This is a genomic window from Bacteroides caecimuris (assembly GCF_001688725.2).
Classification (GTDB): Bacteria; Bacteroidota; Bacteroidia; order Bacteroidales; family Bacteroidaceae; genus Bacteroides; species Bacteroides caecimuris.
In genome coordinates, this window is the sequence record NZ_CP015401.2 from 3141263 (window position 1) to 3163246 (window position 21984).

A 21984-nucleotide genomic window follows, 5' to 3' on the forward strand; every position below is an offset into this window, starting at 1 on the left:
TCCGTGCCTAAATATATCTCCCCTCTCCTTTCTCATTTTCTTTAAGTTCCAACTAAATATTTCAAAATAATATGCTACATTTGCAACGAACATAAAATACAGATTATGAGAACGAAACAATTCTATCTATTCATGTTATGTTGCATCCTTACACTATTCAGCGGGTGTAAAGAGGATGAAGAAAATCCACTCCGTTTTTACAACAGTGAATATGAAGTACCCATGGGTGGCAGACGTTACCTTGGACTGGAAAGCGGAAATGGTGATTACTCACTTGAAGTTAAAGACACACGCATCGCAAGCGCAGGAACCGAAACCGGCTGGAGCGGAGTACCTGCCGGACGTATGATTTATGTTACCGGTATTCTCACCGGGCAAACTTATCTGACAGTAACGGACAACGCCACACAAGAAACCTGCACCCTGCCAATCAAGGTTGTCGACAATTACGAAGATATAAAGTTGCTCCGCAGCCACTTGTCTAACTTACCCAACGGAGACGCGAATCTCCTGCCCGGCATTTCCGACATTTTTCTAATCAACAATCACGCACGGGATGCTTATTTTTTCAAACAGGGAGAACAAACTGCTTTTTCATCCGGACTTACCCTAATAACTCGAGGAAGTTATAAACTGGAAAAAGAAGAAGGAAATAATGAGAAAACTATACTGACTCTCACCTTTTCGGAAGATGCGGCAACACCTATTTCCAATCATAAATTCATCTTGTGGGGAAACGCATACGTATTTCACCGCTTGGATAAAAGCTTGAATCTGAATTGGAATACTCCACCCATCGGAGAAACGCGGACATCACCTGCACCACCTCCTTCCTACACGCTGGAAGAAATCGCTGGAGGTGAACCAGGCACAGGCAAACAAATTAGTTTTACCCTTTCCGAACAGGAAATACCTGCCGGAATACTGCCTTAATCAGCAGGGTCTTCTTTAATCAACTGTACTTTCTGCTAATATGCGTATATTTTCCGGCAAGTATCCGCTACGGATACGCCATTCTTGCGGATAGAGATTATTGGCACGATTACCGATGTTCTTCACAAATCCGAGAGGAATATGCCGGTACGTAAGCAAAACATATCCACGAGGGGCTGTTACCGGCAAGGTAATGGCCTCTTTTCGTAAATAAGTGATAGCCTGTTTATAACTTATTTCTTCCGTAGCGAAAGCTTCCCGGCATAAAAGTGAACTACACATCGCCAATGCATGGTCAGGTATCAAATCCTTTCCTTTCACTTCTCCTATCTCCACTCCTGCCGATACGATTTTCAGGCATTGTTTCATCGCCATTAATTCATCAGCATAATGCTTTGAAAAAGCCCGGATACTTGTTCCTTCTGCCGACAATATATACTTGTCCGAATTCTCATCGTTCAACCAGCTTTTTGCAATATTCAACTGTTCTTTCGAAACAGGAGAAGATGCTGCTCCTCCTTTCTTATCTTTCTTTTTAGAAGTCTTCTCCTTCGAGAAAGAAACTACCGGAATCTCGTCTCCTGTCTCCGGCTTCCGAAAAGCTGCCAGGAAAAAGCCTTCGCCTTTCGTCTTATGAGGGAAAAAATGATAGACAGGAATAGAAGATTTAGAACCCTCACAATTATCAGGTAAAAGATCTCCTGTTATATTCCAGTTTTCCTGTACCTGCACAGTTAACGGTTCGGCTCCATACTCTTGTTGAATCCAACGTGCATTCTCTTCGTCCTCTTTTGTATTAAATGTACACGTACTATATATAAGAATTCCCCCAGGCTTCAACGTGTCCCAAATATCTCCAATAATCCGCCGCTGCCGCTGCCAACAGATTTCTACATTCTCGGGACTCCACTCTTCTACAGCGACAGGGTCTTTACGGAACATTCCTTCACCGGAACAGGGAACATCTGTAAGAATCACATCAAAGAAAGACGGTAAAGCCGCAAAATCTGCCGGATCATTATTGGTTACTACCACATCCGGATGTCCCCACTTCGTTAAATTCTCCGCAAGAATCTGCGAACGATTCCGGATGACTTCATTAGCCACCAGCAAGCTTCCTTCGGGGAGCACACTACGGGCATGAGTAGACTTTCCACCGGGAGCCGCACAAAGATCCAGCATCTTCACCGGTCCAGTGACATACTGCCGGAGCACCTGCTCCACAAACATAGAAGAAGCTTCCTGAACATAATAACAGCCTGCATGAAACAATGGATCAAACGTGAAAGTGAGACGTTCATCCAGATAAAACCCTTCAGAAGACCAAGGGACTTGATTAAATTCAAAGTTGAAAGCTGAAAGTTGAAAATCAGTAATGCAGCCTGCTTGCGGTACAATTCTGCATTTTCCATTTTCAATTTTTAATTTTCCATTATTCAACCGGATGCTGACAGGCGGTTCTTGTTGGATGGCAACAGCTAATTTGTCGTATTCTTCATCGCCCAGCAGGGCACGGGTATAATCTATAAAAGAAGCAGGTAATTCCATTTTTCGTTATTAATTTCCGCAAATATCAAAAATATTTCGTCTCTTTGCAACTTTCTATGATATTAACTACGTCTAACAGACAAAGAAATAAATTAAAAAACTATTGATATGAAAAATTTTCTATTAGCATTGATGGTTGTACTGACCACTTGCACACTGGCTATTGCCCAAAACCAAACTACTGTTGTCCGCGATTCTGTCGGAAAAGTAAAAATAACTGTGACCAAAGACAATAAAGCAAAAACAAATAATACTGCTGTCACAGTCATCGGTGTAGATACAGCGGATATAGATTCCACAGAAGTAGATACAAATTCAAGTAATGTTAATGCTGGTCATGGTAAGGCCAGTTTTACATTCGAATCGGATGACGACGATTTCCCATTCCACGGCTTTGGTATCAACGGAGGAACTCTCGTAGCAATCATATCAGTCATTGCCGTTTTCGGATTTCCGGTATTCATTCTGTTTGTAATCTTCTTCTTCCGTTATATAAACCGGAAAGCACGCTATCGTCTTGCCGAACAGGCACTCGCTGCAGGTCAGCCATTGCCAGTAGAATTTATTCGTGAAAACAAAACGGTTGACTCACGTTCACAAGGTATCAAGAACACCTTTACAGGTATCGGTCTTTTCATCTTCCTTTGGGCAATCACCGGTGAATTCGGAATTGGAACGATCGGCTTACTCGTTACATTTATGGGGATCGGACAATGGATCATCGGTAGTAAACAACAGGCTCAAGATACAAATGCTCCTCAGATGCATACTAGCCATAAAGATGAAAAAAAGAATCAGGATAACGTCAAAAATGATAGCTTCGAAATGATCCCTTTCGCACCCGAAGAGAAAGATAATGGAGTAAACGAAGAAAAGAACGACGAGAATAAATGAGCCAACTCAATGATATATCGTTAGTCGCACAGGTCGTGGTGTTCAAGAACACCAAGGCCTTCGACCAGTTGGTGGGGAAGTACCAGTCGCCCATTCGGCGATTCTTCCTGAACCTGACTTGCGGCGACAGCGAATTGAGTGACGACCTTGCACAAGATACATTTATCAAAGCATATACGAACATTGCCTCTTTCCGAAACTTGTCAAGTTTCTCTACGTGGCTGTACCGCATTGCTTATAATGTTTTTTATGATTATATTCGCAGCCGGAAAGAGACAGCCGACTTGGATACAAAAGAAATAGACGCCATCAACAGTACCGAACAAGAGAATGTAGGACAGAAAATGGATGTTTATCAGTCACTCAAAATGCTTAAGGAAGTGGAAAGAACCTGCATTATGTTGTTCTATATGGAGGACATTAGTATCGACAAAATAGCAGGTATTGTAGGAATACCGTCAGGAACGGTGAAAAGCCACCTGTCACGTGGAAAAGAAAAATTAGCAACGTATTTAAAACAAAACGGTTATGACAGAAATAGACAATGATAAGCTCTTGCGCGATTTCTTCGCAGAAAACAAGCAGGAAATAGCAGACAACGGATTCAGTCGCCGTGTTATGCACCATTTACCCGGTCGTAGCAACTACCTGGCTCGTATCTGGAGTGCCTTTGTAATGACTGTTGCGGCCGTACTTTTTGTATGGTTAGGCGGATTGGAAGCAGCTTGGGGAACAATAAGAGAAGTATTTATCGGCATGATTAATCATGGCACTACCAGCCTTGACCCAAAGTCAATTATTATCGCAGCTGCCGTATTATTATTTATGGCTACACGAAAGGTTGCTTCTATGGCATAAACAAAATAAATACAGATTAAAAGTCCAAAGCATAAGTTTCCCGGATTTTTATATTTATGAGTCAAAGAACTCTTTATCCCTCTCTTTTAGTGTTAAACAATAATAAATCTACCCTTTACTCCAAGTAAGCCCAAACATAGATGTTGTATATTTGTTGCTCTGTAAACTAAAATAGAGAGAAGAGTTTTGAAACTACGTATATTTATTTTATTTCTATTCCTGCCTTTATTACATGTTCAGGCAGATGTCATCGACAGTCTGATGACGCAGCCCAGAGACTCAATCGGACTAACAAGCGATTCCTTAGTACTGCATTTCTTGGAAGAGTCGGGAATCCCTATATCTGATAATAATAAAGTCAAACTGCTAAAAAGCGGACGGGAGAAGTTTATCGATTTATTTGAAGCCATCCGGGAAGCCAAGCACCATGTTCATCTGGAATATTTCAACTTCCGAAATGATTCCATTGCCAATGCTTTATTCTCTTTATTGGCCGAAAAAGTGAAAGAAGGCGTTGAAGTAAGAGCTATGTTTGACGCTTTCGGAAATTGGTCGAACAACAAACCTCTTAAAAAGAAACACCTCAAAAAGATAAGTGAACAGGGAATCGAAATTGTTAAGTTTGACCCGTTCACCTTCCCTTATATCAATCATGCCGCCCACCGCGACCATCGCAAAATTGCTGTTATCGACGGAAAAGTGGCATATACAGGCGGAATGAATATCGCCGATTATTATATCAACGGACTACCCAAAATCGGAACCTGGCGTGATATGCACATGCGTATCGAAGGGGATGCTGTCAATGATTTGCAGGAAATTTTCCTGACGATCTGGAACAAAGAGACTAAACAGAACATAGGAGGAGAAGCTTATTTCCCCCAACATGAGGGACAGACAGACAGCACGAATATTGTTGTAGCAATTGTAGACCGTACCCCGAAAAAGAATAGCCGTATGTTGAGTCATGCCTATGCCATGAGCATTTATTCGGCACAAAAGAATGTTCATATCGTCAATCCTTATTTTGTACCGACCTCTTCCATCAAAAAGGCATTGAACCGGACAATCGACCGGGGAGTAGATGTAACCATCATGGTTTCCTCTGCTTCCGATATCCCTTTTACCCCGGATGCCGCACTTTATAAATTACATAAACTAATGAAAAGGGGAGCTACTGTCTACATGTACAACGGGGGATTCCATCACTCGAAAATCATGATGGTGGACGACTTGTTCTGCACAGTCGGTACAGCCAACCTGAACAGCCGCAGCCTACGATATGACTACGAAACAAATGCCTTTATTTTTGATAAAAGAATAACGGATGAATTGAATAATATGTTCCGAAACGATATCGAGCATTGCACGCAGCTGACACCGGAGTTTTGGAAAAAGCGTTCTCCCTGGAAGAAGTTCGTCGGCTGGTTTGCTAATTTATTCACTCCATTTTTGTAATTTTGTACGGAGAATCATTTTCACTGCAAATTATTCATTATGAAACAATACCTGGATTTACTCAATCGTGTACTTACCGAAGGCACGGAGAAAGGTGATCGTACCGGAACCGGAACGATCAGTATCTTCGGTCATCAAATGCGTTTTAACCTTAATGACGGTTTCCCGTGTCTGACAACCAAAAAACTGCATCTGAAATCAATCATATACGAATTGCTTTGGTTTTTGAAAGGAGATACAAACGTGAAATACCTACAGGAACACGGAGTACGTATTTGGAACGAATGGGCAGACGAGAACGGTGATTTGGGTCATGTCTACGGTTATCAATGGCGTTCATGGCCTGATTACAACGGTGGCTTCATCGACCAGATCAGCGAAGTTGTGGAGACACTCAAACACAATCCGGATTCACGCCGTATCATCGTCAGTGCCTGGAACGTAGCAGATTTGAACAATATGAATCTACCTCCCTGTCATGCATTCTTTCAGTTTTACGTAGCAGACGGGCGATTGAGCCTGCAACTGTATCAACGCAGTGCCGATATATTTCTCGGTGTTCCCTTCAACATTGCTTCATACGCATTATTGCTGCAAATGATGGCACAAGTGACAGGTTTGAAAGCTGGTGACTTCGTTCATACTTTTGGTGATGCTCATATCTACCTGAACCATCTGGAACAAGTGAAGCTCCAATTATCACGAGAGCCTCATCCATTGCCGCAAATGAAAATCAATCCGGATGTGAAAAACATCTTCGATTTTAAATTTGAGGACTTCGAATTAGTAAACTATGATCCGCATCCGCATATTGCAGGAGTAGTAGCTGTGTAAAAAATATGAGTAAAGTATCCATCATTGCTGCCGTAGACCGCCGCATGGCTATAGGCTTCGAGAATAAGCTTCTTTTCTGGTTACCGAATGATTTGAAACGTTTCAAAGCATTAACTACCGGAAACACCATACTTATGGGACGCAAAACTTTCGAGTCATTACCGAAAGGCGCATTGCCTAATCGCAGAAATATCGTTTTATCTTCCAATCCGGACACGGTATGTCGCGGTGCGGAAGTGTTTCCTTCACTCGAAGCGGCTTTGAGAAGTTGCCAGAAGGATGAACATATTTATATTATAGGAGGGGCAAGCATTTATCAGCAAGCTCTGCCCTTTGCTGACGAGCTTTGCCTGACAGAAATAGACTGTACGGCTCCCAAAGCTGATGCTTATTTTCCGGAAGTATCTTCAAAGGTATGGCAGGAAAAAAGCAGAGAAGCCCTTCCTGCGGATGAGAAACATCTCTGCTCTTATGCTTTCGTTGATTACGTAAGAAAGTAAGGAAATTGTTTCTTACTGTGATCCAACCACGAATACTGACCAATGATTAATCTTCATCTTCTATGTCGACCATAATCGGCATCTGCCGCTTAATGGCTTCATGGAAGGAGATTAATGTTTCGGTACGCGCCAAGCCCAATGGTTGCAACTTATCGTGAATAATACTCAATAAGTGGTGGTTATTCTTCGCGTAAATTTTAATAAACATATCATATTTTCCGGTAGTGAAATGACATTCCACCACTTCGGGGATAGCCTCTAAAGCTTTTGTTACCGAGTCAAAGGATTCGGGGTCTTTTAGATATATACCAATATAAGCGCAAGTCTCATATCCGATTTTCTCGGGGTCGATAACATACTCCGAACCTTTTAATATTCCTAGATTAGTAAGCTTCTGAATACGCTGATGAATCGCAGCACCGGAAACATTACATGCTCTTGCCACTTCCAAAAAAGGAATACGCGCATTCCCTGCAATCAGTCTCAGAATTTGCTCATCTAATGCATCTAATTGATGATGTCCCATTTTTGAATCAAATTGTTTTTATCAATGAATCTTTTATGCAAAGTTAGCGATTTTTCGACAACAAATACTAGAATCTATTACTTTTATTTGCAGAAAGCGGATAAGTCAACAATAGTTCGTACCTTTGCGAAAAACATAAATATACCATTTATATGAAACATATTTGTTGTATTATTCTGTGTTTCTGCACTTCTATAGGAAGTTATGCCCAGAATTTTGCTGATTATTTCCAGAACAAAACATTGCGAGTGGATTATATCTTTACCGGGGATGCTACACAACAGGCTATCTATCTGGATGAGCTTTCACAGCTCCCCACCTGGGCAGGGCGTCAACATCATCTCTCCGAACTTCCCTTGGAAGGCAACGGACAAATTATTATGAAAGACCTTGCCAGCAAACAGTGTATCTACAAAACTTCTTTCTCTTCTTTATTTCAAGAATGGTTGTCAACAGACGAAGCCAAAGAAACAGCTAAAGGGTTTGAGAATACCTTTCTTCTTCCCTATCCCAAACAGCCTGTAGAAATAGAAGTGACTTTATATTCTCCACGAAAGAAAACAATGGCTACTTACAAACATATCGTGCGTCCGAATGACATATTGATTCATAAACGGGGAGTATCACATGTTACTCCACACCGGTATATGCTGCAAAGTGGCAATGAAAAAGACTGTATAGATGTTGCTATCCTGGCAGAGGGATATACAGAAAAAGAAATGGATATATTCTATCAGGATGCACAATATACCTGCGAAAGTTTGTTTTCGTACGAGCCGTTCCGTTCCATGAAGGGTAAATTTAATATTGTTGCCGTAGCCAGTCCTTCAACAGATAGTGGTGTCAGTGTTCCCCGCGAAAATCTGTGGAAAGAAACGACGGTTCATTCTCATTTCGATACCTTTTATTCAGATCGCTATCTGACTACCAGCCGGGTAAAGTCTATCCACAATGCATTGGCTGGTATCCCTTACGAGCATATCATTATCCTCGCCAACACAGATGTATACGGCGGAGGAGGAATATACAATTCTTATACGCTGACCACGGCACATCACCCCATGTTCAAACCGGTGGTAGTGCACGAATTCGGACACAGCTTCGGCGGATTGGCCGACGAGTATTTTTATGAGGATGATGTGATGACGGATACTTATCCACTGGATATCGAACCGTGGGAACAGAATATTTCAACACAGGTGAACTTTGCTTCCAAATGGAAAGACATACTTCCGTCAGGCACTCCGATCCCTACTCCTATTACTGAAAGAAAGGAATATCCGGTAGGAGTATATGAAGGAGGCGGCTATTCCGCCAAAGGTATTTATCGTCCTGCCTACGACTGCCGTATGAAAACAAACAGTTACCCGGAGTTTTGCCCGGTTTGTCAACGTGCCATCCGCCGAATGATTAAGTTTTACGTTCCTTAATTGAATAACAATCATCGATGGTAGCGGAGGTAAATACCTATTTAGAAACAAAATCAATATACAATCATATTATTGTCAAACTTAAAACCCAAACCTCATGATTAGACTTCAACCAATCAATACGTCGGATCTGCAACATTACAAATTTATGGAAGAGCTCCTGATTGATGCATTTCCACCAGAAGAGTACCGCCAGCTAGAACAACTGCGCGAATACACTGACCGTACGGGTAACTTTTATAATAACATCATCTTCGATGATGACTTGCCAGTCGGCTTCATTACCTATTGGGATTTTGACAGTTTTTACTATGTTGAACACTTTGCAACCAATCCTGCCCTGCGAAATGGAGGTTATGGAAAACATACACTGGAATACTTATGCAATTACTTAAAACGCCCGATCGTATTGGAGGTAGAACGTCCGGCCGAGGAAATGGCCAAACGACGCATCAGCTTTTATCAACGCCAAGGCTTTACACTATGGGAAAAAGACTACTGTCAACCTCCTTACAAGTCCGGAGATGACTTTCTTCCCATGTATTTAATGGTACACGGAGAGTTGGATTGTGAAAAGGATTATGAAACAATCAAAAAGAGAATACATAAAGAAGTATATGGAGTAAAAGACAATTAATTAACGTAAGTTCGAAAACATTACTCCAGTGCTATATATATAGAAAGGGCGTTCAATTCAAATTGAACGCCCTTTCTATATATAGCAAATTAACTAATTATTTCTCACCACGTTTAGTAGCTGAATAGTTAATCTTTAAAGCATAAGATTTTCTAAGGGCATTTTTTACATCAGTAACAATACCCATTTTTGTCTTTTGATCTACTTTAAGAGACACAGTCATCTTAGCAGCATCACCTTCACTCATACTCGCACGCTCCTGGAAAATAAAGTCTTGTACTTCACTAACTTCAGCATAGCTGTCATTGAGCTGAATACGACTCTCAGTACCCATTTTTGCACGATATTCCTGTGTAGGTTCTCCTACATAGATAAATGTTACCAGCGATTTCTTCTCCAGTTTTTCGAGTTCAGTACCTTGCGGAAGTGTAAACTGCACCTTTAATGTTACCTCACGCATTGTCGTTACAATCATAAAGAAGAACAACAAGGTAAAGATAAGGTCAGGCAGCGAAGAAGTATTCAATGCCGGCATTTCACGTTTACCAGTCTTATTAAATTTTCCCATTACTTACCTCTTTTTTTCTCCGTATTTTTTAGGTTCTGCTTCAGAAATTCGTTGCGGATAAACTTCACGAATTGCTTTCTGCTGCGCATCACTCAATTCTCCATAAGTAGTTCCGAACTTTTCCTTAGCTAACTCATCTCTCAATTCATTGTATGCAGCTACCAATTCGTTCTGCACACTTATATATGCCTGATAAGAAGATCCACGGTCATTCTGCAAAGAAATTACATGCTTGTCATTAACAAGAGTAGTACCAAAGAAATCGACATTTTTCTGTGTCTTTTCCGGCATATCCTCAGCGTTATTGACATTAGCAATAAATTCTTTGGCTTTCTGTCTCAACTGATCAACACCGATATAATCACTTCCGCACATCAAAGCATCATCTTTATTCAGATAAACCTGTAGGATGTTACGTTCTTTAATTTTATCGGTATTCTCATTCTTTTCATCTTCGGGAGGTGGAGGCAAAAGTCTTGCCAAACCACGGTCCGTATCCATTGATGTCGTAATCAAGAAGAAGATCAGCAACAAGAAAGCGATATCCGCCGTAGAACTTGAGTTAATATCAGGAACTTTTCTTTTTCCTTTTGCCATTTTAATAACTTATTTAATCGAGTATCCTCAATTGATTATGATAATTTTTTCTTTACACCACTTATAATGATTGCAACAATCGTTACAAACAACAGAATATAAATAGAATAAAGGAACATATCAGTCAGTTTCAGCCAAAAAGGAACATTATCTGTACCACTATAGCCTTGAATCTGCATTGGTGTACCATCACCCATTGCCCATGCTACAACTAAAACAACAGCCAACAGCACCAAACCAAGTAAAGACTTTATTGCATTTGCCGGGTTATCTTTCAAAGCTGCACCAAATTGGAATATAGCACCAATTAGTGTAGCAGCTACTGCTAAACCAAACAATACGTAAATAAGCATCAGCAAAGCATTGGTATATGCCGGTTGCCACATTTCAGGATCAACTCCTACGACAACATCCGCACCTTGAGCATCACCACCAAGGTAGAAAAGGCCCAGTACAATGAGGATGACAGCAAACATCGCATACAAAGCATAATACGATATTCTATAGGTTAACTTACTCATCTCGGATTATTTTTTGTATTTCAAGTTATATTTGATTACCATGTCAAGCAAAGAGATAGAAGAATCTTCCATTTCGCTTGTAAGAGCTTCAATCTTAGCAAGTACGTAATTGTAGAATACCTGAAGGATCAATGCTACGATCAAACCGAAGATAGTTGTAATCAAGGCAACTTTCATACCACCTGCAACAACCGTCGGAGAGATATCACCTACCTGCTGGATTTTATCAAATGCCTGCACCATACCGATTACAGTACCCAAGAATCCGAGTGACGGAGCCATTGCAATAAACAGTGTGATCCAAGAACATCCTTTTTCAAGGTAACCAGCCTGTACACCACCATAAGATACAATTGACTTCTCAACTACATCAATACCCTGATCAATTCTCATCAGACCTTGATAGTAGATAGAAGCAACCGGACCTCTGGTGTTACGAGCAATGTCTTTAGCAGCTTCAACATCACCTTTTTCCAAAGCTGCTTCGATAGATGCCATGAATTTCTTTGTGTTGATTTCAGCCAAGCTCAAATAAATGATACGTTCGATACAGAAAGCCAAACCGATCACCAAAGCAACAGCTACCAAACTCATGAAAGATGCAGTACCTTCGATGAATTTAACTTTCAGTTCTTTGTGAATACCACCTTCTTCTGCAACAGGAGCAGCAGCAGTAGCAGCTTCAGCGGCAGGAGCTACTTGTTGTTCAGTTTGTTCTGCTGCAGGAGCATCTTGAGCCTGAGCAAGTTGAATTGAGCCAAAAGTAAAGGCCCCAATCACAGCAACAATTGCAAATAACTTTTTCATTGTGTGTCTAATTTTTAAGATTAATTAATTGATTATTATTGTATTTACTTCTCATCTCTCTTTCATTTCTGCGGAGAGACGGGGATTCGAACCCCGGATACGCTTTTGGCGTATACACGCTTTCCAGGCGTGCCTCTTCAACCACTCGAGCATCTCTCCTTATGAGTTTTCCAGATTTTCAGCTACAAATGTATTCTTTTTTTTCTTTTCATGAAGCATTCTCCCCCTTTTATCTTGAATAAATACTGCAAATTAATATAATTTAAAACCTTTCGAACCTTATTTGCGGATTCCAAACACTTTTAGTGCATTAACAGAAGTGCCCTCTTCAACGCGCTTTGGAGTTATCTGATAAATCTCCGCCACCTTCATAAGTATGTCTTTCACATTGGCACTCTCATTTCTCTTTCCCCGGTTCGGCACAGGAGTCAAATAGGGAGAATCGGTTTCGAGCACAATGCGTTCTAAAGGAACTGTTGTCAGAGTTTCCGGCAAAGTCGATTTCTTAAAGGTAACGACTCCGTTAATGCCCAACATAAATCCTTCAAACTCCAACAATTTCGCTGCTTCTTCCGATGTTCCGGTGAAACTATGAAAAATGCCGGTCAATGCCGTCTTTTTATAGGGTTCCATTACCTTATATATATATTCAAACGCCTCTCTTGAATGAATAACGATCGGAAGGCTATACTCCAGCGCCCACTCTATTTGCTTTTCAAAAGCCAAAATTTGTTCTTTCAGAAAAGTCTTATCCCAATAAAGGTCAAGGCCTATTTCTCCGATAGCCACAAATTCATTAGAAGTCGACAAGTACTTGTGTACAACTGCTAATTCCTGTTCATAAGATTCATTGACGGAAGTGGGGTGCAGTCCGATCATCGGATAGCAAAAACCCGGATAATCCCTACACACTGACAACATAGCATCAATGGTGGTACTGTCTATATTGGGCATGAAAATATAGGAAACTCCCGCTTTTCGTGCACGTTCCATCACCTGCGGCAGGTCTTCGGTAAATTCTTCAACAAAAAGGTGAGAATGGGTGTCTATCAGCATGATATTTCTTTTTCTTCTTTTACTTTCTCACTGGAGCGATAATAATATATCAGTCCATAGTCGCGACATTTTTCTAATCTGGTATCATTGGGAGTAACACCCTGATATTTAGCTTCTACCTGGTTCCAGATATCCAAAATCAGTTCATCTGCACGGCCACGCATGGATGCCAGTTCATCAAGACTGCGATTGGTTAATGCCTGATAGTTTTTCTGTCGCTCGTAGCTTTCCAGAAAAATATCATAATGTACTTTTACACGTGCAATAGTCGGATTATAAATAGGTATGCCACCTTGAGTTGTCCTTAGTTGTTCGCCTTCAATTATTTTCTTCCCCCACTCCACCAATGCGGCTTCACTCAACAGGTCCGGCACTGTATTTGAAGCAGGTAAGCCATATAATTCTTTATGCACCACTTTAATTTCATCCCGAAGTACAGCCAAATTGAGTACCTGGATAAAATGAGAGATATACAACCGGGCGGTCTTCACATTCATCTGATGCTTACGGCTGGCACGCGATTGATTGTTGTAACACTGTGTATAATAAATCTGCGCAGCCTCGAACCGATGTAAGAAATTACGTGCCTCAAATAACGTCTTCAATGTAATAGCCAAATCACTCACATTATACATTTCACCCATTTCGACCGCTGCTTTCAACGCCCGAACTCTTGCTTGATCTGTATTTGGTAATCGTCTGTAAGGCATATCTTTAGTAGTTAACTACATTTCACGATACATTAATAATTTCACCAGATTCTTCAATTCTTTTTTTCTGTCTTCTGCAACAGCCACCGCTGCCAAACTTTCCATAGCAAGCGTATAATATTCACGCATTTTGTTTTCGCAGACATTGCGGATATTCAACTGATTATAGATTTCGGTTACCGCTTCTATTTTTTCTGCCGGTTGAAAAGTTTCCGCATTCAACCAACGATTCAATTCTTCCTGGTGCTTTTCATCTGCGTGCTCCAATGCTTTGATAAGCATATATGTTTTTTTATTGCAAAGAATGTCCCCGCCTATCTTCTTCCCGAACACTTTCGGATCACCGTATACATCCAACAAATCATCCTGCAACTGGAATGCAACTCCAATATGCATTCCAAAATTATAAAGATTCTCTGCATCTTCAGCAGTCGCTCCTGCCAAAATCGCACCGATTTTAAGACTAGCAGCAAGCAACACTGCCGTTTTCAAACGAATCATTTCAATGTATTCGTTTTCTGTAACATCACAGCGAGACTCAAATTCCATATCCAGTTGCTGCCCTTCACAAATTTCAAGTGTAGTCAGACTGAATAAATCCATCACTTCTTTCAGATATTCCTGCGGACATGCCGTCATATATCGAAATGCCAGAATCAACATAGCATCTCCCGAAAGAACAGCAGTGTTATCATTCCATACTTTGTGCACAGTAGGTTTTCCCCTGCGTACATCCGAACGATCCATCAAATCATCATGTAACAAGGTGTGATTGTGATAAACTTCAATTGCTGTGGCGGGACCATATATAGACGCAATATCCTCCCGATATAAGTTATATCCCATCAACATTAACACAGGACGTATCCGCTTCCCACCCAGAGAAAGGATATATTCAATCGGTTCATAAAGTCCTTTCGGCGTCCGGGTAAACTGAATTTCAGAAATATGATTATTTATCTTATCAAGTAATTGAGAAGCTGTAAACATGATGAATAAAAAAATTAATGAATAAAAAGAGGCTGCCGAAAGCAGCCTCCTAATTTATATTTTTACAAATTACTGCAATCTAAACATCACAGGAACCGTAAATTTAACACGTACCGGTTTTCCGCGCTGCATACCTGGTTTCCACTTCGGCATGGTATTAATCACGCGGAGGGCTTCTTTATCCAGATACGGGTCAACGCTACGTACAACCTTCGCATCTACGATACTACCATCCTTGTTAACAACGAACTGTACGATAACACGTCCTTGAGTTCCGTTTTCCTGTGCGATAGTCGGATATTTAATATTCTTTGCCAGATACGCCATCAAAGCGGCTTGTCCTCCCTGAAATTCCGGCATATTTTCTACAACCTCGAAAATAGTCTGTTCTTCCGGTTCTTCTTCAACAACTTGCACAGGCACATATTTTACTTCTACAGGAGCTTGGGTGTCTTCATTGATAATAGTTGTTGTTTCATCAATCTCAGCTTGGTCATCCACAATCTCCAGCAATTCTGCTACTTTTGGAGCTTCAGGTGGTGGTGGAGCTGCTTGTTCAGGGGTTTCGGTAATAGGAATAATTTCCTCTTCAAACACGACATCAGCTACTACTTGGCTTGTATCAATCTTCACATCACGTTGGGTCCATTCGAACGCCACGAACATGAAAGATAGAACTACCACGTAACCAATGAGCAACCATGTAGACTTCTTGCCTTCCAGGTCTGCTTTGGGTGATTTTTTAACTTCCATAAATTTATTAATATAATGATTAAAAAAAAGTGTCCTTTCATGTGTCTCCGGGCAAATATAGTACATTTTCATGTATTCGTTCCCCTCTTTGCCTCTTTTTATCCGGCTTTTTAACTTTTTTAATTCTTTCGTACTTGTCTTGTTCCTTTTAACGGCAAATTTATGGTTGATTTTCAAATTTACCGTATCTTTGGCGGACAAATCAGATGAACTGAATATGAAAAAGATAACAATTGCAATCGATGGTTTTTCCTCTTGCGGAAAAAGCACAATGGCTAAAGATCTGGCCCGTGAAGTGGGCTACATTTACATTGATAGCGGAGCCATGTATCGTGCGGTCACTTTATATAGTATAGAAAACGGAATTTTCGACAGAGACGTTATCGATACGGAGAGGCTGAAAAAAGAAATTAAGGACATTCATATCTCGTTCCGACTAAATAAGGAAACCGGGCGTCCCGACACTTACCTCAACGGGGTGAACGTAGAGAATAAAATCCGTTCGATGGAGGTTTCTTCCAAAGTGAGTCCTATCAGTACGCTCGACTTCGTACGTGAAGCAATGGTAGCTCAACAGCAAACAATGGGAAATGAGAAGGGAATTGTTATGGATGGCAGGGACATAGGCACCACTGTTTTCCCTGACGCGGAACTGAAAATATTTGTAACCGCCACTCCCGAAATCCGTGCTCAACGCCGTTACGACGAGCTGAAAGCAAAGGGACAGGAAGCCAGCTTCGACGAGATTCTGGAAAATGTGAAACAACGGGATTATATCGATCAAAACCGGGAAGTTAGTCCGTTGCGCAAAGCAGAAGATGCGCTGCTCCTGGATAATACCGACTTATCGATTGAAGAGCAAAAAAAATGGCTTTTCGAACAATTTAATAAAGTAAGTAAATAGTTTGCTTTATGATCAAGGTAGAAATAGACGAAGGTTCCGGCTTCTGCTTTGGTGTGGTGACAGCCATTCATAAGGCAGAAGAAGAGTTGGCAAAGGGAGAAACACTCTATTGTCTCGGAGACATTGTGCACAATAGCCGAGAAGTGGACAGGCTGAAAACGATGGGATTAATCACCATCAATCGGGAAGAATTCAAGCAATTGAGAAATGCAAAAGTATTGCTCCGGGCGCATGGAGAGCCACCGGAAACTTATATGATTGCCCGTGAAAATAATATCGAGATTATCGATGCAACCTGTCCGGTTGTATTACGTTTGCAGAAACGTATCCGACAAGGGTATCTGGCAGACAGTGACAAAGAAAAGCAAATTGTCATCTACGGCAAGAGCGGACACGCTGAAGTGTTGGGATTGGTAGGACAAACAGATGGAAAAGCAATTGTGATCGAAAAGGCAGAAGAGGCAAAAAAACTGGATTTAAATAAAAGCATCCGCCTTTTCTCACAGACAACCAAGTCATTGGAAGAGTTTCAGGAAATCGTAGAATACTTCAAACAACATATTTCACCGGAGGCGACTTTCGAATATTATGATACAATCTGCCGTCAGGTTGCCAACCGCATGCCTAAGCTCCGGGAGTTTGCGGCTACACACGATTTGATCTTCTTTGTCAGCGGTAAAAAGAGTTCGAACGGAAAGATGCTGTTTGAAGAATGTCTGAAGGTGAACGCTAATTCGCATTTGATAGATAACGAGAAAGAAATCGATCCCTCTCTTCTTCAAAACGTAAAATCGATTGGTGTATGTGGAGCGACTTCTACTCCGAAATGGTTGATGGAGAAGATTTACAATCACATCCGGACGCTCATCAAAGAATAGCTGCTTTATTCATAAAAGAATAATAGCAAAACAACATAAGAAAAACGGCAAAGTAACACGAATGAATATCAACTTTTTATTGTACATTTGCCGCGTCAAACTAATTAATGAGAGATTGTTATATGGGAACAGTTAAGTGTGTCGGAATTTTGACCTCCGGAGGTGATGCTCCGGGAATGAACGCTGCTATACGTGCCGTGACACGTGCAGCTATCTACAATGGATTGCAAGTCAAAGGTATATACAGAGGCTATAAAGGTCTGGTCACAGGTGAAATCAAAGAATTCAGGAGTCAGAATGTGAGTAACATCATCCAACTGGGTGGAACTATCTTGAAAACAGCCCGCTGCAAGGAGTTCACCACTCCTGAAGGTCGCCAATTGGCTTATGATAATATGAAAAAAGAAGGCATTGATGCCTTGGTTGTCATTGGTGGAGACGGTTCGCTGACAGGTGCACGCATCTTTGCACAGGAATTTGATATTCCGTGTATCGGACTGCCGGGAACCATTGATAATGACCTTTACGGTACAGACACTACCATCGGATATGACACTGCATTAAATACGATATTGGACGCTGTGGATAAAATACGTGACACGGCCACTTCACACGAGCGTTTGTTCTTTGTTGAAGTGATGGGACGTGACGCCGGTTTCCTTGCACTGAACGGAGCGATCGCTTCGGGAGCGGAAGCTGCTATTATTCCGGAATTCAGTACGGAAGTCGACCAGCTGGAAGAGTTTATCAAGAATGGATTCCGTAAATCAAAAAACAGTAGTATTGTATTGGTAGCCGAAAGCGAACTGACCGGAGGAGCCATGCATTATGCCGAACGTGTGAAAAACGAATACCCGCAATACGATGTACGTGTGACGATCTTAGGTCACTTGCAACGTGGCGGTAGCCCGACTGCCCACGACCGTATCCTGGCAAGCCGCCTCGGTGCTGCTGCTATCGACGCTATTATGGAAGATCAACGTAACGTAATGATCGGTATCGAACATGATGAAATCGTTTACGTACCGTTCAGCAAGGCTATCAAGAATGACAAACCGATCAAGAGAGATCTTGTCACTGTATTGAAAGAGCTTTCAATCTAATCTTTTTGTTTTTAGGAGTTCAGCTTATATCAGTATTATAAGATAAAGAGCGGCGGATGAACGGGAGGTTTCCTAATCATTCACCGCTCTTCTTTTTTCATTTTCACCACAGAGGACACGGAGGACACAAAGGTGAACTTTGTTCATGACTATACTGGAATGAATGAGATTTTGTTTTCAATTACTGATTTGCATAAGTATAACATGAACTTTTGATTCATAAGTTCCACCCGTTTCACCTTATAGCTGAAACATCGATGAATAAGGAGATAGCGGGTGAAAGCGTAGGAAAAAAACAGGTGAAGTCTTCCATTATCGCTTTCACCTTTTGAATTTATTTATACCGATTGCTGGACATATATAGCCATCGTGATAGACATATATAGCCACCATGCTGAATATATAGATGCAATACGGTGAGTATATAGATGCAATCTGTTGAATCTATAGACGTACCAATTCAAGTATTAACAGATGAGAACCAAGGTATTAACACCTGACGACTAGGCTATTAACATCTGACAGTTCATCTATTAATATCTGACAATGGATTTGCTATAAGCATATTTTCATTAGCTATAAGGATATCCGGATTAGCTATAATGATATTGGTTTTAGCTCAAAGGATATTTTGAAAAAACAAGGTGAAACCGATAATGTTCTGTTTCACCTGATTTCACCCCTCGCTTTCACCCGCTATAGCCTTATTCATCGGCATTTCAGGAATCAGGTGAAAGCGATGAATGGCAATAATCTTATAGTGGCATTGATGATACTTTATTTATAAAGAAAGAGGCAAGTTACGCAGTATTCCGCTATCGAATGAGTCAGAACTGCACAGTTTAGCTCATTTTTGTACCGTTTTGAGTTTTTTTATCCATAAATAATATCCAGTCAACGGCAATGCAGCCCCAATCAAAGCAGCAATAAAGGCAAGTATGCGGGTAAACATTCCTCCCCAGTTACCGACATGTATAGAATAAATCCAACCACGAATCTTTCCCGACTTGTCTTGATGTTGGTAAAGACTTGTTTCTGTAAATTCACCATTATCCGTATTGAAAGAATAACGGTCAGATGCCCGCTGGTTCCCAAAACGGTTGAAAGACACGCTTGCCGTACCAGAAGAAATACTGATTTGCTTATACTCCGGATTCTGACGGCTTAGTTTATCATAAACCTCCTGCCAATAAGCGAATGGTTTCTTTTTCTGATGAGATGCCGATTTGGTACCACCGTTTTGAACATCACTTTTCTGTTCATGTCCTTGGGCGACACGTTGCTGTACTTCTACCCCGAAGATCTTATAGAAAGCCATCCGATACCACGGAAAAGACCAGGTCAACCCCGTCAGTGCCATAGCCAACAGAAAGATCAGAGCATACATTCCACCTGCCACATGCAAGTCATACCAAAACCTTCGCCATCCTTTAGTTGCTGTTATCTTCAGGCTATTCTTCAATGCTTTACGTGTACGCGGCCACCAAATGACAACTCCCGAAATCAGAACGAATACAAGTAAAAGCGTACTGACACCTACAATCATCTTGCCCCAAAAGATCCCTTCATTTCCCGGATTCATACTATCCAGCAGCCAGCGATGCATTCGGAACATAAACATAAAGAAGCCGCTACGCTCGCTTTTTCCTTTTACTTCACCCGTATACTGGTCTACATACAAAGATGCACGGCGTGGTTTGGAAAGACTAACCTGATACGCACGTCCGGGATCAGAAGATATGCTCACACCGGTCACTGATACACTGTCAGGCAATGTCGTCGCTACTTTTTCAAGCAGTTTATCCATAGGTAGAGAAGATTCCTTTACCGTTTCCACGTAGTAAAGGTCGGGTCGAGACCACTCATTCACCTCGTTTTCGAACACCAGCATGGCACCGGAGAAACAGATTAGAGTTATTACCAGCCCGAAAGGGACGGAAAGCCACAAATGTATCTTTCTGAATATTTTTTTCATGTTTTCAATCCTATTTCTTGAAAAAGCCTGCAAAGCTTTCTGCTCGGCAGACTTTTATCTACAACAAAAGATTCTCTACTTAACCGGCTGTATTATTTTGAAAGATATTCCATCTTACCTACCGTAGTGATAGCGTCAGCCTCCACCGTCAAACCTTTGACTGCCTTGCCTGTTTTTACGTCTATTTTATAGAAGGCGGGGTTCTCGCCCGTAGTCACAGTGACAGCCATATAAGCATACCCTTTTTCTCCATAAGGCTCGCCACCAAACTTCCCGTCAGCCGGCAGACCTGTAACAGGCATAATCGTCTGATCTTCCGCCTTGAAAACAGCCAATTCGCTGACATCTGCATTTTTACCTCCACTAATCATATCTTCCGCTCCCTTTTTATACAATTGAAGCAAGAAGTAATCTTCAGAGATGTGCCAGCAACGGAAAATAGGATGTTTAGTGCCTATCTCTTCAAAATTTACATAGTAATCCGGGTCGAAATCTGTTGCGCCTGCTTTGATACGCATTGCGCCCGAAGGCTTCTGTCCTGTCACCTTCTTCAAATCAGAAGATGAAACTGCCGTACGTCCATATCCGGGAGAGAACACATAGACGTCACCATTGTCAGCCGCCCAAATGGTCTGATAATATTGTGAGCGCATCCGACCGCATGCATAGCCTATTTTATCAGTTTTGGCAATCACCGGAGTCTCATTGAAGTTCGTGCCACTATAAATTGCCACGTAAGCGCTATCCGGGTATTGTGTAGAAGGAATGACCCCGGCTGTATATGCACCACTGGCGCTACCACCGTCAGTCTTAGTCACAAGTTCTTGATCTGTCACAGCTTCCGGCCATTTTCTAATACCGTACTTACTCATTCCCATTGGGATGACAGATGTATAAATCTTATTGTTAGCTTCAACCAGACCTGCCCATGAAACTTTTTCACCATTACCCAAGTAATTTTCGGCAAGCAAGGTACCCTCTTCCTGACTACCATCGGTCGCATCCAGATAGTTGAACAACAATGCTTGAGCCACATTCTGATCCTCATCTGTTATTTTCGAGTCTCCGGTGGAAACAGTCACCACTTTATCCCCCCAAGTACCGTATGACGTGATACGATTATAAGTGTATGTGTACTTTTCTTTCATTTTACCATCTGCCCCCAGATAATAGGAAGCGCCTGTACCCGCACCACCTTTATTATAAACTAACGCAAACACATAATCCAATCCTTTATATACCCAATAGGTACCGCCAATCACTTCAGTTCCATTCCCCTGGGTCGACACAGTTCCTTCATCCAACGAATTGGCTACTACCAAATAACTTGCTTCACCAGTTGTGGCAGCCACCACATAAGCCGTTTCTCCATCAATCGGCGGGTTATCCACCGGATTATTATCATCGTCGCAAGATGCCACAAACACACCGCTACTCAAACAAAAAGCTACGGCAAAAGCCTGCAATAAAAACTTCTTCATATATTCTTTATTATTGATTGATA

The 21984-nt window shown here is 41.4% G+C and carries 24 protein-coding genes and 1 tRNA gene; 12 read left to right on the forward strand and 13 right to left on the reverse strand.

Annotated features, from left to right (window positions below; genetic code table 11):
- Positions 1-105: 105 nt before the first annotated feature.
- Positions 106-933 (forward strand): hypothetical protein, encoded by an 828-nt coding sequence (locus A4V03_RS13655; RefSeq protein ID WP_065539294.1) that lies wholly within the window; start codon positions 106-108, stop codon positions 931-933.
- Between the two features lie 15 nt (positions 934-948).
- Here the strand turns inward: A4V03_RS13655 and A4V03_RS13660 are convergent, their stop codons facing one another.
- A complete protein-coding gene (locus tag A4V03_RS13660) occupies positions 949-2481 on the reverse strand; it encodes a methyltransferase RsmF C-terminal domain-like protein (protein WP_065539295.1) in 1533 nt (510 codons plus the stop codon).
- A gap of 108 nt (positions 2482-2589) precedes the next feature.
- Between A4V03_RS13660 and A4V03_RS13665 the strand changes: the two genes are divergently transcribed.
- The 6 genes from A4V03_RS13665 (at position 2590) to A4V03_RS13690 (ending at position 7025) form a co-directional block, all read left to right on the forward strand.
- Entirely contained in the window at positions 2590-3375 is a 786-nt protein-coding gene (locus A4V03_RS13665; protein WP_065539296.1) for a DUF6249 domain-containing protein, read from the forward strand.
- Positions 3372-3923, forward strand: a complete 552-nt coding sequence (locus A4V03_RS13670) for an RNA polymerase sigma factor (protein WP_065539297.1) — start codon at positions 3372-3374, stop codon at positions 3921-3923. The genes A4V03_RS13665 and A4V03_RS13670 overlap by 4 nt, the downstream gene beginning before the upstream one ends.
- A complete protein-coding gene (locus tag A4V03_RS13675; RefSeq protein WP_065539298.1) occupies positions 3904-4233 on the forward strand; it encodes a DUF5056 domain-containing protein in 330 nt (109 codons plus the stop codon). The genes A4V03_RS13670 and A4V03_RS13675 overlap by 20 nt, the downstream gene beginning before the upstream one ends.
- Positions 4234-4419: 186 nt before the next feature.
- Positions 4420-5691 (forward strand): cardiolipin synthase, encoded by a 1272-nt coding sequence (gene cls, locus A4V03_RS13680; protein WP_065539299.1) that lies wholly within the window; start codon positions 4420-4422, stop codon positions 5689-5691.
- A gap of 39 nt (positions 5692-5730) precedes the next feature.
- Complete coding sequence (locus tag A4V03_RS13685; RefSeq protein WP_065539300.1) at positions 5731-6525, forward strand: thymidylate synthase; 795 nt, start codon at positions 5731-5733, stop codon at positions 6523-6525.
- A gap of 5 nt (positions 6526-6530) precedes the next feature.
- Entirely contained in the window at positions 6531-7025 is a 495-nt protein-coding gene (locus A4V03_RS13690) for a dihydrofolate reductase (protein WP_065539301.1), read from the forward strand.
- Positions 7026-7071: 46 nt separating this feature from the next.
- Here the strand turns inward: A4V03_RS13690 and A4V03_RS13695 are convergent, their stop codons facing one another.
- Positions 7072-7551: an Lrp/AsnC family transcriptional regulator gene (locus A4V03_RS13695; RefSeq protein WP_004315769.1), complete on the reverse strand. Its 480-nt coding sequence runs from the start codon at positions 7549-7551 to the stop codon at positions 7072-7074.
- Between the two features lie 152 nt (positions 7552-7703).
- On the opposite strand from A4V03_RS13695, the gene A4V03_RS13700 reads away from it, so the two are divergent.
- Positions 7704-8981: an IgA Peptidase M64 gene (locus tag A4V03_RS13700; RefSeq protein ID WP_065539302.1), complete on the forward strand. Its 1278-nt coding sequence runs from the start codon at positions 7704-7706 to the stop codon at positions 8979-8981.
- Between the two features lie 97 nt (positions 8982-9078).
- A complete protein-coding gene (locus A4V03_RS13705) occupies positions 9079-9618 on the forward strand; it encodes a GNAT family N-acetyltransferase (RefSeq protein WP_065539303.1) in 540 nt (179 codons plus the stop codon).
- A gap of 97 nt (positions 9619-9715) precedes the next feature.
- Here A4V03_RS13705 and A4V03_RS13710 read toward each other — a convergent pair whose 3' ends face one another.
- From A4V03_RS13710 to A4V03_RS13750, 9 genes are all read right to left on the reverse strand, one after another.
- Complete coding sequence (locus A4V03_RS13710; RefSeq protein WP_065539304.1) at positions 9716-10186, reverse strand: ExbD/TolR family protein; 471 nt, start codon at positions 10184-10186, stop codon at positions 9716-9718.
- A gap of 3 nt (positions 10187-10189) precedes the next feature.
- On the reverse strand, positions 10190-10783 hold the full coding sequence (locus A4V03_RS13715) for an ExbD/TolR family protein (RefSeq protein ID WP_065539305.1): 594 nt from the start codon (positions 10781-10783) through the stop codon (positions 10190-10192).
- 35 nt (positions 10784-10818) lie between these two features.
- On the reverse strand, positions 10819-11304 hold the full coding sequence (locus tag A4V03_RS13720; protein WP_065539306.1) for a hypothetical protein: 486 nt from the start codon (positions 11302-11304) through the stop codon (positions 10819-10821).
- A gap of 6 nt (positions 11305-11310) precedes the next feature.
- Positions 11311-12111, reverse strand: a complete 801-nt coding sequence (locus A4V03_RS13725) for a MotA/TolQ/ExbB proton channel family protein (protein ID WP_065539307.1) — start codon at positions 12109-12111, stop codon at positions 11311-11313.
- 71 nt (positions 12112-12182) lie between these two features.
- Positions 12183-12270, reverse strand: a tRNA-Ser gene (locus A4V03_RS13730).
- 120 nt (positions 12271-12390) lie between these two features.
- The gene (locus tag A4V03_RS13735; RefSeq protein WP_065539308.1) at positions 12391-13167 is read right to left on the reverse strand and encodes a TatD family hydrolase; all 777 of its coding nucleotides are present in this window, start codon (positions 13165-13167) and stop codon (positions 12391-12393) included.
- Positions 13161-13877, reverse strand: a complete 717-nt coding sequence (locus A4V03_RS13740; protein ID WP_065539309.1) for a hypothetical protein — start codon at positions 13875-13877, stop codon at positions 13161-13163. The genes A4V03_RS13735 and A4V03_RS13740 overlap by 7 nt, the downstream gene beginning before the upstream one ends.
- A 15-nt stretch (positions 13878-13892) precedes the next feature.
- On the reverse strand, positions 13893-14867 hold the full coding sequence (locus A4V03_RS13745; RefSeq protein WP_065539310.1) for a polyprenyl synthetase family protein: 975 nt from the start codon (positions 14865-14867) through the stop codon (positions 13893-13895).
- Between the two features lie 69 nt (positions 14868-14936).
- On the reverse strand, positions 14937-15620 hold the full coding sequence (locus tag A4V03_RS13750; protein ID WP_065540430.1) for an energy transducer TonB: 684 nt from the start codon (positions 15618-15620) through the stop codon (positions 14937-14939).
- Between the two features lie 70 nt (positions 15621-15690).
- On the opposite strand from A4V03_RS13750, the gene cmk reads away from it, so the two are divergent.
- From cmk to pfkA, 3 genes are all read left to right on the forward strand, one after another.
- Positions 15691-16524 (forward strand): (d)CMP kinase, encoded by an 834-nt coding sequence (cmk, locus tag A4V03_RS13755; protein WP_180323276.1) that lies wholly within the window; start codon positions 15691-15693, stop codon positions 16522-16524.
- 8 nt (positions 16525-16532) lie between these two features.
- On the forward strand, positions 16533-17402 hold the full coding sequence (locus A4V03_RS13760) for a 4-hydroxy-3-methylbut-2-enyl diphosphate reductase (protein ID WP_065539311.1): 870 nt from the start codon (positions 16533-16535) through the stop codon (positions 17400-17402).
- Positions 17403-17524: 122 nt separating this feature from the next.
- Positions 17525-18505: a 6-phosphofructokinase gene (gene pfkA, locus A4V03_RS13765; RefSeq protein WP_065539312.1), complete on the forward strand. Its 981-nt coding sequence runs from the start codon at positions 17525-17527 to the stop codon at positions 18503-18505.
- 847 nt (positions 18506-19352) lie between these two features.
- On the opposite strand, the gene A4V03_RS13770 is transcribed toward pfkA, so the two are convergent.
- Positions 19353-20480 carry a PepSY-associated TM helix domain-containing protein gene (locus A4V03_RS13770; protein WP_065539313.1) on the reverse strand — a complete coding sequence of 376 codons (1128 nt, stop codon included), beginning with the start codon at positions 20478-20480 and terminating at the stop codon, positions 19353-19355.
- Between the two features lie 92 nt (positions 20481-20572).
- Positions 20573-21961 carry a DUF4374 domain-containing protein gene (locus A4V03_RS13775; protein WP_065539314.1) on the reverse strand — a complete coding sequence of 463 codons (1389 nt, stop codon included), beginning with the start codon at positions 21959-21961 and terminating at the stop codon, positions 20573-20575.
- Positions 21962-21984 lie beyond the last annotated feature (23 nt).